At 41.1% G+C, this 18,556-nt stretch carries 14 protein-coding genes; 6 read left to right on the plus strand and 8 right to left on the minus strand.

Annotation, left to right across the window (positions count from 1 at the left end; translation table 11 throughout):
* Positions 1-54 precede the first annotated feature (54 nt).
* Positions 55-336: an ATP-dependent Clp protease adaptor ClpS gene (locus tag BM375_RS16860; protein WP_093367759.1), complete on the minus strand. Its 282-nt coding sequence runs from the start codon at positions 334-336 to the stop codon at positions 55-57.
* Between the two features lie 153 nt (positions 337-489).
* On the opposite strand from BM375_RS16860, the gene BM375_RS16865 reads away from it, so the two are divergent.
* On the plus strand, positions 490-1,536 hold the full coding sequence (locus BM375_RS16865; RefSeq protein ID WP_093367761.1) for a 3-oxoacyl-ACP synthase III family protein: 1,047 nt from the start codon (positions 490-492) through the stop codon (positions 1,534-1,536).
* A gap of 58 nt (positions 1,537-1,594) precedes the next feature.
* On the opposite strand, the gene BM375_RS16870 is transcribed toward BM375_RS16865, so the two are convergent.
* The 4 genes from BM375_RS16870 to BM375_RS16885 form a co-directional block, all read right to left on the minus strand.
* Positions 1,595-3,763 (minus strand): DUF4954 family protein, encoded by a 2,169-nt coding sequence (locus BM375_RS16870; protein ID WP_093367762.1) that lies wholly within the window; start codon positions 3,761-3,763, stop codon positions 1,595-1,597.
* A gap of 6 nt (positions 3,764-3,769) precedes the next feature.
* Positions 3,770-5,611 carry a glutamine--fructose-6-phosphate transaminase (isomerizing) gene (gene glmS, locus BM375_RS16875; protein WP_093367764.1) on the minus strand — a complete coding sequence of 614 codons (1,842 nt, stop codon included), beginning with the start codon at positions 5,609-5,611 and terminating at the stop codon, positions 3,770-3,772.
* A 157-nt stretch (positions 5,612-5,768) separates the two neighbouring features.
* The gene (locus tag BM375_RS16880) at positions 5,769-6,980 is read right to left on the minus strand and encodes a MalY/PatB family protein (protein WP_093367781.1); all 1,212 of its coding nucleotides are present in this window, start codon (positions 6,978-6,980) and stop codon (positions 5,769-5,771) included.
* Positions 6,981-7,012: 32 nt separating this feature from the next.
* On the minus strand, positions 7,013-8,131 hold the full coding sequence (locus tag BM375_RS16885) for a WG repeat-containing protein (protein ID WP_093367765.1): 1,119 nt from the start codon (positions 8,129-8,131) through the stop codon (positions 7,013-7,015).
* A 128-nt stretch (positions 8,132-8,259) separates the two neighbouring features.
* Between BM375_RS16885 and BM375_RS16890 the strand changes: the two genes are divergently transcribed.
* Positions 8,260-8,715 carry a hypothetical protein gene (locus tag BM375_RS16890; RefSeq protein ID WP_139227639.1) on the plus strand — a complete coding sequence of 152 codons (456 nt, stop codon included), beginning with the start codon at positions 8,260-8,262 and terminating at the stop codon, positions 8,713-8,715.
* Between the two features lie 37 nt (positions 8,716-8,752).
* Here the strand turns inward: BM375_RS16890 and BM375_RS16895 are convergent, their stop codons facing one another.
* The 3 genes from BM375_RS16895 to alaS all read right to left on the minus strand — a co-directional run bounded on the left by BM375_RS16895 (position 8,753) and on the right by alaS (position 13,256).
* Positions 8,753-9,442 (minus strand): response regulator transcription factor, encoded by a 690-nt coding sequence (locus BM375_RS16895; protein ID WP_093367768.1) that lies wholly within the window; start codon positions 9,440-9,442, stop codon positions 8,753-8,755.
* A 94-nt stretch (positions 9,443-9,536) separates the two neighbouring features.
* Positions 9,537-10,634, minus strand: a complete 1,098-nt coding sequence (locus BM375_RS16900) for a TlpA disulfide reductase family protein (protein WP_093367770.1) — start codon at positions 10,632-10,634, stop codon at positions 9,537-9,539.
* Positions 10,635-10,643: 9 nt separating this feature from the next.
* Positions 10,644-13,256 (minus strand): alanine--tRNA ligase, encoded by a 2,613-nt coding sequence (gene alaS / locus BM375_RS16905; RefSeq protein ID WP_093367772.1) that lies wholly within the window; start codon positions 13,254-13,256, stop codon positions 10,644-10,646.
* A 632-nt stretch (positions 13,257-13,888) separates the two neighbouring features.
* On the opposite strand from alaS, the gene BM375_RS16910 reads away from it, so the two are divergent.
* From BM375_RS16910 to BM375_RS16925, 4 genes are all read left to right on the plus strand, one after another.
* Positions 13,889-14,737 (plus strand): universal stress protein, encoded by an 849-nt coding sequence (locus tag BM375_RS16910; protein WP_093367774.1) that lies wholly within the window; start codon positions 13,889-13,891, stop codon positions 14,735-14,737.
* A gap of 45 nt (positions 14,738-14,782) precedes the next feature.
* Positions 14,783-15,643, plus strand: coding sequence for a universal stress protein (locus BM375_RS16915; RefSeq protein WP_093367775.1), 861 nt, complete (start codon positions 14,783-14,785; stop codon positions 15,641-15,643).
* Positions 15,644-16,006: 363 nt separating this feature from the next.
* Positions 16,007-17,326 (plus strand): OmpA family protein, encoded by a 1,320-nt coding sequence (locus tag BM375_RS16920; RefSeq protein ID WP_093367777.1) that lies wholly within the window; start codon positions 16,007-16,009, stop codon positions 17,324-17,326.
* A gap of 933 nt (positions 17,327-18,259) precedes the next feature.
* Positions 18,260-18,556 (plus strand): transposase (locus BM375_RS16925; protein ID WP_170852700.1); only part of this gene is annotated, 297 nt, incomplete at its 3' end.

The raw sequence follows: 18,556 nt of genomic DNA on the forward strand, positions 1-18,556 counted from the left end.
AAAACAAAATAAAAGCTACTAAAGCTTATTCGTAACCGCAATATTACGCGACTACTACTCTACCGAAACAGTCAATCCTTCGGCCTGTAATATCTTTCGGTATACTTCCATTTCAGTGTAGGAACCTTCCAGAACTGCGCATTTTCCTTCATTATGTACTTTCCATGCAATCTGCTCAGCTTGGGGTTCTGTATATTGCAGATGATGCATCAAACAAAAGATAACATGATCGAAAGTATTTACTTCATCATTCCATAATATTAAACGATTGGACGTTTTAACACTTGCTAAAATTTCTTCCAGTGTAAAGGTTTCCTGTTCGGTCTGCACGCTCATAGGGCAAAAATAATCATTTTCATTATTGTTCAACGTTTAATGTTGATTTTGTTTAAAGTCTAACGTTCAAAACTCAACTTTAAGCCTCAATCCTTAACCTCCAAAATTTAAAAATTACATAAATTTGTATCTTTACCACATAATATTAAACTTATGTTGCAATCAAAGATAGCAGGAATTGGGTATTATGTTCCCAAAAACGTATATACCAATCAAGACTTGACACGGTTCATGGATACCAGCGATGAATGGATACAGGAACGTACTGGTATAAAGGAACGTCGTTATGCCGATAGAATCGGTGAAACAACGACAACGATGGCTATCGAAGCTTCGAAAATTGCTATTGAACGAGCAGGTACTACCGCTCAGGATATCGACTTTATCATTTTCGCGACCTTGTCTCCTGATTATTATTTCCCCGGTTGTGGTGTATTACTACAACGTGAAATGGGTATGGGTGAGATTGGCGCATTAGATATCCGCAACCAATGTTCTGGATTTGTTTATGCACTTTCTATCGCTGATCAGTTTATAAAAACGGGGATGTACAAGAATATTCTCGTCGTAGGGTCTGAAAAGCACTCCTTTGCCCTAGACTATTCTACACGGGGGCGTGGGGTATCGGTCATTTTTGGGGACGGTGCTGGGGCAGTTGTTCTTCAGCCGACTACAGAAGAGGGAAAAGGTATATTAAGCACACACCTGCATTCCGATGGTGCTGAAGCCGAAAAGCTGGCAATGTATTATCCAGGGGCATCAGGAGGCATTTGGCTAGATAACAAACCAGAATGGCCTGAACAGGAATTAGGTGGTATGTTAATGACTAAAGAAATGTTGGAGGATGGTACAGCCTTCCCCTATATGGATGGACAAGCTGTATTCAAAAAAGCCGTTGTCAAATTCCCGGAAGTGATTGGCGAGGCTTTAGCGAAGAATAATTTGACTCCAGCTGATATCAATTTATTAGTTCCTCACCAAGCAAACTTACGTATTGCCCAATTTGTACAAAAGACCTTGCGCCTACGGGATGACCAGGTCTTTAACAACATCCAGAGATATGGCAATACCACTGCAGCTTCTGTACCGATTGCACTTTGTGAAGCATGGGAAGAAGGCAAAATAAAAGATGGTGACCTTGTTTGTTTAGCAGCATTCGGTGCCGGCTTTACCTGGGGTTCTGCATTGATACGGTGGTAAAATCAAGATAATAGCAATATGGCGATGCTTGTAACAAGCATCGCCATATTGCTATTATCTACAAACCCAACCTTTCAATTCTGTTGACAAAAGTGGTTGTCGCTTCTTGCTCTTTATTGATAAAATCATTTTCAGCCAGCTTACCTACAACTTCCTCCATCTCTTCCATAGACTCGTACACCATTAGCTTAAATGGGTCATCATAATCTTTCGCACGGGAACGATGGATTTCTGCACATATCCATTCCCGGGTGGATTTTGCTTCTTCAAACAAATCTCTGAGAAAAGTTGGTGTCCATTCTTCTACTGACATACCGATGAGCTCTACCAAGCTGGCAATGGCATGAATAAGCTTATCGTTCAGATAATTATCACTCCATACTTGATACTGCTGGTGCACCTCGTCCCAGGAAGTTATTTCCCCTTGCCTGATTTGCTGTAATACTACCTCCAATTCTTCTTTTGGCACTAACTGTCCACCAATATTTTCATATGCTTTCCGATGAGTGGCCTCTTTACAGTTCGTCAAAACCTGTTCGTACCCATCCTGTTCAAAGTGTTGCAACAGTTGACTCGCTGCGTAATAGCGTATGATGCGTTTATAAACCTGATAAGATTCCCGTGGCTTAACCAATATGACTTTACGTTTCGATGCCTCTACACCTTGTAATGTAATCTCTCTCCCTCCGAAACTCTCTGCAGATTCGAGCATTCTTCGACCTATTTGGCGTTGTTCTTCCATAGAAAGATGCGCACCAAAAGCACGACCAACGGCAACTTCTATCTCAGTCAGCGCTTCAAAAATTTCATTCACCGTATCGGGGGCTAATATGGCATACTCAATATACTGATTCTTGAATTTCCTTTTATCACGTGCCTCAAACTTGGTTTCGTTACGCATCAGCGCATACATGTTGTGCATAAACCAATATGCCGGCATCACCAATAAATTGTTTGTACTGACCTCATTGCTTACCAAGCTAAAAGGAAGCCGAATATCTAAGGCATGCAGAAAATCACCCTTAACAATCAATGTATAGGAAGCAAAACGGGAATTGTGTTTTAGACTGACACACAAACCCGGCCAGAACCCTCTCCCGGCAACGATTTCTCCATCGGCAGCTCTGGAATTATGGTTTGAACCAACCGTAGCACCTGCCGCCATATTGCTCTGTCCCTTCACCAAAGAGGCACATAAAAAGGAATTATTATGATGCTGTTCATGTGCGGGAAACAAGAGCGAATTAAGTACTTCACAACAAGAAATAGTGGAGTTATCACCCAAGAACGAATTAATCAGCCGAGCACCATATTTTAATTGAGAGAACGACGACAATACGAAGCGTACGGCTTTTACGCCGTAAAACACCCGACAGCCATAACCGATAATACCATTCACCAGCTCGCATCCTTCTCCGATCTGCGTATAGGCATCCTCACATGAATTGATGGTCAGGTTTTTCAGCTTATTGACGCCTTTGATATAAGCATCGGTTCCGATTTTAACGTCTTTAATGGTATGGCTATTCTTAATAACACAACGGTCGCCTATGTAACTATAAAAACCGTGTGCATCAGAAAATTGGTTCTCGGTTATTTCTTCAAAACGTTTCTGCAATAGCGTATCGTGCCTATGTCGTGACCAGAGATAAGCATCTGCTGCCTGCATACCATCAAAAGGCAAAACCGCACGTCCGCCGTTCTCGTTGCATAGTTCCAGGCGGATCCGTCTTTCTTCGACTTCTCCCCTTTTGCGCATCCCGTTGCCAAACTTAGCCGCACTATTCGTTTCCATTTCGTTGATGTTCGTCAACATCACGTCATCACCGATAATAAAGTGTGCCATATAACGCACATGGTGAATAGCCACGGTGTTTCCCAAATCGCAACTCACTATACAAGAATGATATATTCCACAAGACAACCGCAAATCCCGATATTCCAGGTATACGTCGTCCATATCCCCGATACGCACAAAGCCATAAAATTTGGAATACTGTATCTGTTGAGGAATAAATCTATCTGTCACCCATACATCGTCCCAATTGCTTGACACATTGTTATTTTCTGTCAGGATCGCTATTTCTTCCGAGGTCAGCTGCCGAAACCGTCTATCCGATTGAAATTGTTGGTTGCGCTGTAAGTATTCATCGTTATCGACCAGATAATCAGTAGGGACAAACCCATATCCCAATTGCTGCAATTTTTCTTTTACAATATTGGCCATAACACGTTATTCTACAGTGACAGATTTAGCCAGATTTCTAGGCTTATCGACATCCAGACCTCTACCCACACCAATGTAATAAGACAGCAATTGCAATGGTATCACAGACAATATTGGCGCTATGATCTCATGCACACGGGGCACAGCGATTGTATCCTCAGTCAGGCTGGTAACGACCTCATCTCCTTCCGTGACAACTGCGATAACTTGCCCTTTACGTGCTTTAATCTCCTGCATATTGCTGATAATTTTTTCATGATAACTATCTTTTGTCGCGACAAATACGACAGGCAGATACTCATCGACCAAGGCGATAGGTCCATGCTTCATTTCAGCTGCTGGATAACCTTCAGCATGTATATAGGATATTTCTTTTAGCTTTAGTGCTCCTTCCAAAGCGATTGGAAAGTTGTATCCGCGACCGAGATAGAGAAAATCATCAGCATCCATATACTTATTGGCTATACGCTTAATCGAATCGATTTGTGTATCCAAAACCCATTGTACGTATTTAGGTACTTTAGCTAAGTCATCAAATAATACCTGATAGGTTTCGGATGAGATGGTTTGTTTAATTTCGGCAAGTTTCAAAGCCATCAGATACAGCACGGCCAATTGTGCAGTGAAAGCCTTTGTACTAGCCACTCCTATCTCCGGACCAGCATGTGTATAAGCTCCTGCATCCGATATTCTGGCGATAGATGAACCGACAACATTCACCAACCCAAAAATGGTTGCACCCTGCTTTTTAGCAGTTTCCATAGCGACTAAAGTATCTGCCGTTTCACCGCTTTGAGAGATCGCAATGATAACATCTTTATCCGTAATAATAGGATTCCTATACCTAAACTCCGAAGCATATTCCACTTCAACGTTGATACGGCAAAGTTCTTCAATAACATATTCGGCCAACAAGCCCGCATGCCAGCTGGTTCCACAGGCAACAATAATAATGCGGTTGGCTTGCTGTAACTTATCGCTGATTTTATCCAGACCACTTAACGTGATCTGCTCATGTTTCAAATCCAACCTTCCACGTAAGGAATCAAAAATCGTCTGGGGTTGCTCAAAAATCTCTTTTAACATAAAATGGTCGTAACCATTTTTTTCTATAGCCGCCAGCTCCAGATCTAATTTCTGCACAAACGGTGTCACTTGTTCATTGCCCAAGTTCTTCAGCACCAGTTCATCTGCCTTCACAATTGCCAGTTCGTAATCATTGATATAAACCACTTCTTTGGTATAAGCAAGCATTGGCGAAGCGTCCGACCCTAAGTAGTGTGCATCTTTTCCAATCCCGATAACCAAGGGGCTACCTTTTCTTGCCGCGATGATGGTGTCCGGCGAATCTTTATCCAGCAACAGAATAACGTATGCGCCAACCACTCTTTTTAACGCAATGCGCACAGCTTCTTCCAGCGAACAGGCATTATTTTTCTGAATATCTTCTATAAAATTTAGAAGGACTTCTGAATCGGTATCGCTATTAAAGTGATAGCCCTTCTGTAACAGCTCCTGTTTTAATTGCGCATAGTTTTCAATGATACCATTGTGTATCATGGCTATATTCCCGGAATTCGATATGTGCGGATGTGCATTTCTATCGGAAGGTTCACCATGGGTTGCCCAACGGGTATGCCCTATACCTACAGTAGAGTTATTGTCTTTTCCTTGTACAAAGTCTTCCAGGGCGGAGACCTTGCCCTCTTTTTTATAGACCATTAACTGATTACCCTTATGCAGGGCGATGCCTGCACTGTCGTACCCCCGGTATTCTAACTTCTTTAATCCTTCAATTAAAACAGGATAAGCCTGGCTTTTTCCAACATAGCCTACGATTCCACACATACTGCTCGGTTTATGAATTTGAGATTTTACAAAACGGAGCAAATATATAAAAATCTTTCACGCAATCGATTGCTTAACGTGGTTTTTTAACATATCTTGATTCAAAAGGCTTCTCTAATTCATGTAATAATTTATTCTTTCTTTATTATCCTGTTCACTAACCTAAGTTCAAGAGGGCATCCGCAAAGCGTTGTATCCCTTTTTCCAGCACAGAGCGGGGGCAAGCAATATTGAGACGGATATAACCTTCTCCATGGTCTACAAACATTTTCCCATCATTGACTAATAACCCCTTATCTACAAAAATTCCTGCTAAATCATCCTTCTGTGGCTGCTCTTCGATATAAGCAGAAACATCAATCCACGCCAGATAAGTCGCTTCAGGAACACGGAAGCCCGCTTTAGGCAACAACTCCTTCAAGCGCCCTTGCAAATAGGTAAAATTATCATCCAAATAGATTTTAAGCTGTTCGAGCCATTCCTCCCCTTCTTGATAGGCGGCCTTGGTAGCAACAATGCTCAATGGGGAATAATAATCGGCGTAAAGTTGTTTCCATTGCTTACGTATACCGACATGTGGAATAAAAATATGCGACATCATGCTGCCCGCAAGGTTAAAGGTTTTACTTGGGGCAGTACAGGTTATCAGTTTTTCTGCTTCCGGAAAGAGTGCTGCCAAAGGTATATGCGTCTGACCGCTACGCAGTAAATCACTGTGTATTTCGTCCGAGATGATCCATATATCACGTTCCAAACAAACCTGCCCAATACGCAACAGTTCCTCTCGAGTCCATACCCTACCGGTAGGGTTATGCGGATGGCAGAAAATGAACAGCTTAATATTTTTTGAGCAGTCTTCTAACTGTTGGATAATGTCGGTATAATCCATTTCATAATATCCATCTTTATTCAGCAACCGACTATAATAGACTTGTCGATTACTATAATCACCGGCTTTTTTAAATGGCGCGTAAGAAGGTGTATTTATCAATATACCTTCATGAGATTTTATCAATAAAGGCACAAGTTGATTCAGTGCCGGAACAATCCCCGGAGCAAATACCAGATGCTCTAGATCGATTTTCCACTGAAACCTTTTCCAAAACCACGCGGACAACACATCGTAATATTCCTGTTCGTAAACCTTCGTATAGCCCAATATCTTTTGACCAACTCGTTTCCGAACGGCTTCCAATACCTCTGGCGGTGTTGCAAAATCCATATCAGCTACCCACATGCGTATAAAATCATTGTCAGGCCAAGAAAAAGTAGCATCCCTATCCAAACCAAAAATAGATTGCTTCCAACCTTCCACACTCAAGCTGTTCGTTCCCTGCCTGTCAATTATTTCGTCAAAATCGTATTTCATTTCTTTTTCTATTAAAACCAAGACGCTTCCCATCACAAAGCATTCCTTATCGTCACCGAGATAAGCTTATATCCTTCATCTGTACGCAAAAAATCAAAATGGTTTTGCTTAAACTCCAATCCCTTTCCGTTATATGTTATAACAATATTCAATACAGGACATTGCCATTCTTTGGACTCTCGGCAGTTGTTAAAATACAATGCGAAGTCTTCCCCTGTATACATAAAAGGGTTTAGGTGTCCAACAATAATGGAATAATCTGCTGCCGGAACTTGAAGTTCGGTCAGTATCTTCTTCAATACAGCAAAATGGTCTTGAACAAATGTTTGCTTATCAGTATTTGTCCAACCGTTCGTGGATTCCCAGACAATGGTATCGTGCGCTGCCGCCATAAGTTTCTCCATGGTCAGATCTGGCAAGAAATCTTTCTGAAGCCATGTTCTGAATTCGGTTTCAAAGTCGATAAAACTAAAATAAGTACCCTCTTTCGTTCGAAAGCTCTTCCTTCTTTTGTCTGTCGCGGGCTGGGATGATTTTTCTAAAGAATAGAAGTCTAAACCACGATCGTTAGGGAAATTTTCTACTAATATGGTATTGAGCGTATCGATTAGCACCTCCTGCCCACCGACCCAAGTATAATAATTATCGCCCTCATAAGGCTGTTCATGCTCATATTTCTTTTCCGCACCTTTCAAACCCACAAGCATGCCGTTCCTAACCTTGGTTAAATCATCATAGATAGCAGGAATGATAATATTACCAAGCTTATTAAACACCCCAACCTTGTCTGTTCGGTGATCCCGGAAACGTATGAATCCCTCATGCTCACAATCGGGCGCATTATCAAAGAAATACAGGCTATCTGTTCCAAATGTCTGCTCGGCCTTATTCAAATAATAAGAAGTCCATTTACCATCTTCATCACTTATCACACTGATAATATCCTCAAATTTCATGGCTGTTGCATAGCCTGAAAATCTCGGAGCAATCTTCATATTTCCTTCGCTATCTTTATAGCCTATCTTAGTTGAATCTTGATTGTAAAATGCTATCCATGTGTCACTTTTCTGACCAAGAACTCTACTATTCCAGAGCAAAGCTATGATTATGGCGAAAACGTAAAGGGTATGTCTGACAACAAAAAATCTCATATACCGAAGATAAACAATTCCCCGTTTATTTTAAAGCACCCTCACTCCTTTCCAATCACTATATATAATTTTCGTATCTTGTCCGTAAAAAGAAATTTCAGCATATGCGCTTTATTTTATTCTTGGCAATGATAGCATTATTTGCTGGATGCCAATCCAACACCAGACCCTCGGAAACCGATTCAAAACAATCGAATGTTGAGGAACAGTCCACGGAGACTGATTATCAGGTTGCAGAACGGTTTCTGAACGAATACGTCGTTCTGGAAAGCGATGACGTAGAACAGTGGATACAGCAACATATCTTGTTGACCAACAGCTTTAAGGCAACCTACCTCAATATCATGGAAGCAGCGAGAAAAGAAGACCCTGAGATTGGATTGGGGTTCGACCCTATTCTAAATGGTCAGGATTTCCCCAGCACTTTCACCATAGCCGATATAGATAGTACAACAGGTTATGTTACTTTAAAAGGCGTTGAATGGGCGGATTTTCTATTGGTTGTGCGGGTTGTCAAACAAAATGAAACCTCGCTATTGGATGGCGCGGGGATTGTTAATATTCCGGAAGAGGTACGGAAGTAAATAATTGAGGCTTTACGAATGTAAAGCCTCAATTATTTTAATTCAATTCAAACTTATATCCTACTCCCTTTACGGTAGCTACATAAGTATCACCAATTTTTTCCCGGAGCTTACGGATATGCACATCTATGGTACGGTTGGTTACCACAACTGAATCTTCCCATATAGCTTTTAATATCTGCTCACGGGTAAATACTTTATTAGGTTTGGAAGCCAAAAGATAAAGCAATTCAAACTCTTTTTTGGCTAAAACAATCTTTTCGTTATCGCGGTAAACCAAAAATGAATCTCGATCGATTACCAAATCCAAAATCTCTAATTTTTCGCCGGTAGGGATTACACTCTCTGCTGCATTTCTACGCAGAATTGCGTTAATACGGCTCATTAAAGCCCTCGGTTTAATCGGTTTGGCAATATAATCATCCGCCCCCACGTTAAAACCTGCGATTTCTGAGTACTCTTCGCTTCTTGCTGTCAGAAAAACCATAAAGGTGTGCTTAAATTCAGGCATAGAACGCATGAGCCGACAAGTTTCAATGCCATCCATCACCGGCATCATCACATCCAAGATAACCAAGTCAGGGTTTACTTCTTTCGCTACTTCAATAGCTTCCTTACCATGTTGTGCCTGATAGACTTGATAGCCTTCCTTAGTCAGATGATAAACAATCAGTTCAACAATATCCTGTTCATCATCTACCACCAGTATTTTTTGTTTCGCACTCATATTAGTTTTTTTGCTAAAATATGTACTAAATGGTAAGCTAAGGTTAACCCTGTGTTATTAAATTGTTAACACTTAACAGTAGCTAAACATCAACTTAGTTCAGCGTCTTTTGCAGGAAGTCTTCCAATTCTTTCCCACGGAGGTTCTTTGCCACTATTTTACCTTCCGGATCAACCAGATAAGACGTTGGAATGGCAGTTATTCGATAAGTGGTTACCAGGTCCGAACTCCAAGCTTGCAGATCAGACACCTGTGTCCACTCCAGCTTATCACTTTCGATAGCACGCATCCAACTACCAGGATTATTATCCAGCGAAACGCCCAATACCGTGAAGCCCTTGTCTTTAAAAGCATGGTATTGCTTTACAATATTTGGGTTTTCCTGACGACATGGGGCACACCACGATGCCCAAAAATCAATCAAGGTATACTTTCCTTTAAAATCAGCTAATCTTACAGCTTTATTGTTAGGCGTATACGATTCAAAATCTGGCGCAGGTTGTCCCACAGCCAATTTCTTCAATTTCTCTGCTTCTTCCTTAAATTGAGAAACGTAGCGGTTCTCCGTAAACTTATCTTTAATCTCATCCGCATAAGCAAGGATTTCAGCCTCGGCCACCTCTGGATCTAAAGTACTGATCGCATAAAATCCAGCTAAGTTTTGATGTTGATTTGCAAAAGCCACCACTTGCTGGGTATAGTCGGCCAGCTTTTCCTTAAAGCTGGTCAAATAATCCATACGAAGGCTCTCAATCTCATTAGCCGTTCTGTTTGTTGTAGCCTTTGCAAAAGCTGCTTGCAAGGAATCCTGCACAAAATCCTTACGCCGTTTATACGGTGCAAATTCCTGCAGGGCACTAGACAATTCAGAACCTTCAACCACATAATTTTCGGGGTCATGCATATCTGCCCGTAGCGTTAATTTTTCACCCGGAGTCAAAATAACAGGGTATTTGTTGTTACCTATTGCCACCGAAAGCAAGCGAGGCTGCGTGGCCGCACGTTCAAATTTGAACTTGTTGCCATCAGCAAGGAAAACCGAGTCCAATTTTCGTTCGCCCTCATAGAAAGCCACGACCTTTACATTTCCTGGATTGTCAACCGTCCCTGACACATGGATAACATCGTTATTGGAACAACCATACCCCAACAACAAACTCAGTGCAACAATACATACTGCTAATTTTCTCATGCTTATCTCCTATTTCAAAAAGTCTTTTGCCCGTGCAATCGCTTGCGGCAATCCTTCGCTCAGTTTTCCACCGGCAGTAGCAAAGAACGGCTGTCCCCCGCCCCCACCTTGTATATCTTTCGCCAAATCTTTAACAATCGCACCTGCATTCCAGCCGCGTTCCTTAGCTAAATTGTCGGAGATAGTTACTGTCAGGCTTGGTTTACCGTCTATATTTGCCCCCAAGACTACAAACACGTTTTCCATGGAACCTTTTATAGCGTAAGCCAACGTTTTTACCGCATCAGCATTAGGCAAATCTACCACTGTAGAGAGAAAATTAACCCCATCAACCTGTTCAACCTTCGATTCTAGCTCTTGTTTCATCGCCAATGATTTCTCACGGATATGATTTTCAATAGCTTTTTTCAATTCACTGTTTTCGTCGATCATTTTCTCCATGGAAGTCATAAAATCCTTCGGGTTGTTCAACAACTCCTTCATTTTGTCCACCAGTTCAAAATGCTCACGTATCACCGAAGCCGCCTTAGAGCCGGTAATCGCTTCAATACGGCGGACACCAGCCGCAACCGCTGATTCCGAAATGATTTTGAAGAAACCGATTTGTCCGGTGGCTTTGACATGCGTTCCGCCACAAAGCTCTTTCGAGAAATCATCATCAAACGTAATCACGCGTACATAATCCCCGTATTTTTCCCCAAACAATGCCGTTACACCACTATCAATGGCTTCCTGAAAAGGAACATCACGTTCTTCTTTCAATGGAATATTTTCACGCACTTTGACGTTGACAATATCTTCCACCTGCTTCAGTTCATCTGCTGTTATTTTTGCAAAATGCGAAACGTCAAAACGCAAAATATCCGGCGAAACCAACGAACCTTTTTGGTTCACATGGTCACCCAATACCAGTTTCAACGCAGCATGCATCAAGTGTGTCGCCGAATGATTATTTTCCGTATCCAGACGTTTTGTTTTATTCACTTGCGCTTGAAAATCACCTTCCAGTGAGCCTGGCAGTTCATTAACAAAGTGGATAATCAAGCCATTCTCTTTCTTCGTATCCGTGATAAAAGTTTTGCTGTTGTCCTCGGCAATCAGCACGCCTGTATCGCCCACCTGACCTCCACCTTCGGCATAGAATGGCGTTACGGAAAGCACCAGCTGATATTGCTCTTTGCCTTTTGCTTTGACCTTACGGTATTTGATAATTTGCGTAGTCGCTTCCAGGAAATCATAACCAACAAAAGTTGTGTCGTCATCTTCATTAACAACGACCCAATCCCCTGTATCGATTGCCGTAGCCGCTCTCGAACGTTCTTTCTGCTGTTGCAATGCTTTTTGAAAACCTTCCATATCTACAGTCAACCCCTGTTCCCGAGACAACAATTCGGTTAGGTCTATTGGAAATCCGTATGTATCGAAAAGCTCAAAGGCAAAATCGCCATCCACTTCTTTGTGGTCTGTTGCATAATTTTCAAAACGCTGAATACCCGTAGTCAATGTACGTAAAAAAGATACTTCCTCTTCCAACACTACTTTTTGCACAAAACTCTGCTGCTGCACCAACTCATCAAACACACCTTCGAATTGTTTTGCCAACAAAGGCACAAGCTCGTGGATAAAAGGTGATTTAAAGTTCAAGAAAGTATAAGCGTACCGTACTGCCCGACGCAAAATTCGACGAATTACATAACCCGCTTTATTATTTGACGGCAATTGTCCATCGGCAATAGCAAACGAAACTGCTCGGATATGATCGGAAAGCACCCGCATAGCGATATCCGTCTTTTCATCAGCACCATAAGCAATGCCTGATTTATCGGAAATAAACTGTATAATAGGTTGAAAAACATCGGTATCGTAGTTCGATGTTTTGCCTTGAATAGCCCGAACCAAACGCTCAAAGCCCATACCTGTATCGACATGTTTGGCCGGCAACGGTTCCAGATTACCATTTTTCAAGCGGTTGAACTGCATGAATACCAAGTTCCATATTTCGATTACTTGTGGATCATCGGCATTTACCAATTGAGCACCAGATATCTCCGCACGCTCCGCATCCGGACGCATATCAAAATGTATCTCCGAACAAGGGCCACAAGGGCCTGTTTCGCCCATTTCCCAGAAATTATCTTTTTTATTTCCCAGCAGGATTCTATCCTCTGCAACAAATGCTTTCCAAAAATCAAAAGCTTCATTATCCCTTTCCAGACCTTCACTGTCATCACCTTCAAAAATCGTCACATAAAGACGATCCTTATCCAGCTTATAAACTTCTGTCAACAATTCCCACGCCCAGGCAATAGCTTCTTTTTTGAAATAATCGCCAAAGGACCAGTTCCCCAGCATTTCAAACAAGGTATGGTGATAGGTATCGATGCCTACCTCTTCCAAATCGTTGTGCTTACCCGACACGCGCAAACAGCGCTGCGTATCAGCTACGCGTGGATATTTTGCGACAGCTTCGCCCAAGAAAAGATCCTTGAACTGATTCATCCCTGCATTAGTGAACATCAAAGTCGGGTCATTTTTCACGACAACTGGAGCCGAAGGGACAATTTGGTGTGATTTACTCTTAAAAAAGCTCAAAAAAGCTTCACGTATTTCTCTACTGGTCATGGAGTATTTTACATTTTTTAAAGTGCAAACTTACTTAAAAATGATTGCTCTTACAACGGACGAACCCGATAAGCCAATGGAAACGCATCAAAATTGTTTTTAATGGGATTATGGGAAGGGAAAGGGAGTTTTTTTAAATCAATGTTTTGTCACCTCTCTCGCAAGATTAAGCGCAGCGGTATCTTGTGAGAACAAATAATCTAAGTTTTCAACTTAGCTGTTACGACCAAGTTGAAAACTTGATCTATCCCAGTCACAAGCTATAAAAGCTTGCGACAGCAAGGGGTCTCATCCCAGTGGCGGAAAGACAAAGGAAATTCCAAGGGATTGAGCCGAGGAAAAAGGCATGGAAACTATTGTCCGAAGCAATCCAAAAAGCTTCGGACAGTGGTTTCAGCCTTGGGAGGAATTTTCTTTGTGTGTGTAGGACTGAGGGAAAAGCCACCTCAGATGAGACAAAGGGTTTTTGATTCCTTTTTGCCCTACAAAAAGGAATGCCCTGTCCCGGCAAGGGACGGAAAGGCTGTGTGATGGGAAGAAACGACAATTGTCAAAATTAATCCTCTGTTTCATAATTAACTTTAAAAACAAGTTATTTTTCGTATATTTATGAATCAACAGAAAAGGTTATTATGAGGATTTTAGTTCCAACAGATTTTTCAGAAAATGCAAAGAGAGCGGTTAAGTTTGCAGCAGAAATTTGCCTCCAACATCAATATGGATTGCACCTGATGCATTGTTACACCGCGCGCTCTTCCGGCTTTGATGAAAATGAGCTTACCGAAGAGATGGAACATTCGGACATATTGAAAGCGGATATCACAATTAAAGAGTGGGTTGATGAATTGCAGGAAGCTTATCCTCAGCTTGACATCTCTTATCGGAATGAGCGTGGATTACTTTCGGATGTGATTCCCAAAGAAGGCAAACAAGCTCATTACGCCGCTATCGTCATGGGGACAACGGGAGCTTCCGCACGTAAAAACATTTTCTGGGGAAGCAATACGGCGCTCATCACGGCAAAATCACCTATTCCGGTTATTGCCGTACCGAATGCCGATTTCAATACCAACGCTAAACAGATAGGCTTGCTCACAAACTTTAAGGAAGAAGAGCTAATTACGTTGAAAGAGTTCCTCAACATCTTCCATGCTCCATCGGATTTGCACCTTATTCATGTCTACAAAGAGCAAAATGACATAAGTGCAGTAAACAGTAAAATAGAATCTTGGATATTTAATATTGAAGAGGCTACCTCTATCACTGATATTACAGCGCTTACCTCTCCTATTATAAAGGAGGACGAAAACTTAGATACAGTACCAGAGGTTATCACCAAGATTATCCAAGATAACGGACTAGATTTGATATTGGTATCCAAAAGTAGAAAATCTTTCTTCGAAAGACTATTTACCTCGTCCGTGTCAAAGGCGATGGCATTGGAACTGCATACACCTGCTTTCTTTGGCAAAACAGTTTAAAAATAAAAGTGAGAAAGTGATAGAAGTACTTAAAAATTCAACATCATGAAAAAGATTTTAATCCCAGTCGATTTTTCCGATTATTCCCAGTCTGCTATTGCGTATGCAGCCCAAATTTCCAACCAACAAGGGCAAGAGATAGACTTGGTACATATTTTCACTAACCACACGAATATTTATGCAAATAGAGTCGTCAATCCTGATCTCGTAGATCCGGAAGTGGAAGTAGCAAAAAAGAATATGGCAAGACTTTTAGAAAGTGAGCAGGCTAAATATCCCGAGGTAACATTTCACACCTTTTATAAAGATGGAAACCTATACGAGGAGGTAAGCAAGATGACGGCTGCTTTCCAATATGATGCTGTCATTATGGGAACGAAAGGTTCTGCTGGGCTGGAAGCCGTCTTCTTAGGTAGCAATACATACGATGTTATTCTTAATTCAAAAACACCGGTATTGGCTGTACCAAAGGAATCACCACGGTTCAAAGTCAACAGAGTGGGCTTGCTATGCAATTTCAAAGAAGCCGAATTGCATGTACTTAATCAGGCTATCAACCTAATAGGGAAAGATTTTGAACTAATCCTTGTTCATGTCAATAAAGATGACAAAGACATCCGGATCATCCATAACCAATTCAAAGAATGGATCGATAAAATTATTGAGCAAACTGGTATTGAGAATATTTCCTACACAGTCAAACCACAAGTGCTTTACAATCGTGCTGCAGAAAATATTTCCCATGCGATTGATGCGGTTATTGCTGATGAACAAATAGACCTATTGCTGGTTACTAAAAGTCGAAAAAGTATTTTTAGGAAGTTGGTTGATGAGAATATTGTTAGAAAATTGGCCTATGCGACTTCAATTCCGAAGTTCTTCGCTCGGGTTTTACCGGTAAAATAGTTTTTTTTAACTTCTTAATCTTTTGAGAAGGGATATTGAGCATCGAAGATGAGGGTGTCTAAAAACGCTAAACATCATCGTCATTGCGAGGCAACGAAGCAATCTGATGACAGTAAAAACGCAGATTGCTTCGTCGCTGTGCTTCTCGCAATGACGCGTTTTTAAGTTTCGAGAACCTTTTTAGACACTCCCTTTTTTCTGGTGTGGTGTAGAATAAACCTTCCAGGTTTTTGAAATCTGGAAGGTTTGTCTCCGTGTGGAAGATTTCCGCCCTGCGTTTGTAGAAATAATGCTACATCCTTCATTTTTGGCATAACAATTGACCTGCTTTAATTTTACCTTTGCACAGCAAAATATTTAAACATGAGAACAATCAAAACGCTATCACTTTTAGCAGCTGCGAGTTTCCTATCGTCTGCTGCATTTGCGCAGAACAACCCAGAAACAATTCAAGGCACCACTCCTCTTGGGGATCTTTCACAATACAGAACATGGTCTGTAGGTGTGAATGTCGGAATCCTAAACCAAACCAACCTATTCCACTTTGCTCAACGCGGCAATTCTGAAATGGACACAAACTTTGGTTTCAGTGCGTATGTTAAAAATCAATTAACCCCTTCTTTCGGTATCAAAGCACAATATCTTGGCGGTAAAGTAGGTGGAAAAAACACATCAGGCAATGGTTTTGAAAGCAAAGTACCTTTCTCTTTGGCTTTATCTGGAGAATATCTTTTCGGAAACACAAACTGGCGTGTATTCAATGGTGTACTTAAACCTTACGCCGCTCTTGGTCTAGGCGTGATGAGTTCAACAGCAACCATCATCGAAGGCGGTAACAAAACCGAGCAAGACAATTTAACAAAATTATATGTCCCTGCTGATTTAGGTTTGAAATTCGCAGTAACCAAAGATGTAAATATTGACTTAGGCTATCAACTAAACTTTGCCAACAAACGTTTTGATGGTGTGGTAAACGGTAATTTCCAACCAGATGTATTCACCTATATTCATGCAGGTGTTGAAATTGCTTTAGGTTCTAAACAAAAACCTTACTTGGGTAATAGCAACCCGGTAGCTACTATGATCAACGATTATACAGCTAAATACGATGAGGTAAAAGCAGACCGTGACCGCTTAAACGCTGCAAACAACGAACTTAAAGCACAAGTACAATCTTTGAGCGATGACTTGAAAGATGATGATGGCGATGGCGTAGCAAACAAATTCGACAAATGCCCGAACACACCTGCTGGAACGAAAGTTGACGGATCTGGTTGCCCACTTCCGGAAATGAAAAACGAAACAAAAGTAATCGAGAAAATCGTTGTTACGGATGAAGATAGAAAAGTAGTTGATGAGGCTATCAAAAACTTAGAGTTTGACTTGGGTAAATCAACTATCCGTGCTAACTCATTCGCTTCTTTGGATCGTGTAGCAGCACTATTAATCGAGAAAAACTTCAGTTTAAAATTAGCTGGACACACAGATAACACAGGCTCTTTACAAACTAACTTGCGTCTGTCAAAAGAACGTGCTGAATCTGTAAAAGCTTATTTGGTATCCAAAGGTGCTAACGCTTCTCGTATTGAAGCAACAGGATACGGTCCTAACCAGCCTATTGCAAGTAATGCAAATGCTGCTGGTCGTCAAGCAAACCGTCGTGTTGAATTTACTTTGTATTAGTAGATAATAGTTTTTAAAAGAAAAGGGGTTCCGAACGGAACCCCTTTCTATTAAAAAAACAGTTGTTAAAAAACGTTAAAGCATAGTTGTCTCTGTACTATTTGCTTCGAGTCATCGTTTTTATAGTACATTTCATAATTTTAGGTTAATAATTGGTTAGTAGAAAAAAATCCTGCAGTTCCCCGCTGCAGGATTTTTGTTTTAGTGTATGGCTTTAAGTCGTAAGCCTATTGCCTATAGATTTATTAAAAAAAACACATTTCTGTATACTAATCCGTTTATTGCGACGTTTATAATAGTGAATAAGGTAATTTTTCATAATAGGTTAATAATTGGTTTGGTAGAAGTCCTAAAGTCCCCACTTTAGGGCTTCTTTTCTAATTCAATACTTTCCTTGCCGATTCAAAAACTTCCCTAATCTCGCTATTCATCGTATAGACAACTAGAATCTAGATGACTTATTAGCGACTTACACACTTTTAGGGATACTGCCACTAGAGAGTGTGCGCCGTTCCAACGAAAGAATATGCGGTTCCAACCGAAGAGTCTACTGTTCCAACAAGAGAGTATGCTTTTTTGTAAAAACAGTATGCTCGGCTGTTCTCATAATCAAACAAAAAAGAAGGAAAAAAAACAGGGCTTAAGCACTATTAAGCCCTGTTTTTTCACACAAACACCCCTTAAAAATGAAAACAAAAAGGGTATATTTGGGACAAGGCAGATTTAGAGGGTATGCCAATTCTGTCCCAATTATACCCCTTTTACTTAATCTCGTCCCACAGGTACTAATGTAAAAACATCATAAAAAAGCCGGCTTCACATGGAAAGCCGACCTTTAAGAAGTGGGATGTTATTAAGTAAGGTTATATTCAGTAAATTGAGGGTGTAAAGTAAACTGTGTCAAATAAAGAATTTTTATATTAGACACAGCAAATGGAAAAAGAGGAATTTGATTTTGAGCGCTTCAAGGAAGAAGCAATGAAAGGCCTTTATAAAGGCAAGAAAATGGGTGGTACAGACGGTGTTTTTGCCCCTATGCTAAAACACTTATTGGAATCGATGTTAGAAGGAGAGCTTGATCACCACCTGCAGGAGAATAAAGCTTCCGGAGAGTCGAACCGTAAAAACGGGAAGACAAAAAAGACCGTAAGAAGCCTCCAATCGGGTCATTTTGAACTGGAGAGCGGTCGTGACCGAAACGGCACTTTCGAGCCTAAGATCGTCCCTAAG

The sequence above is a fragment of the Sphingobacterium wenxiniae genome, assembly GCF_900116225.1.
Lineage (GTDB): Bacteria > Bacteroidota > Bacteroidia > Sphingobacteriales > Sphingobacteriaceae > Sphingobacterium > Sphingobacterium wenxiniae.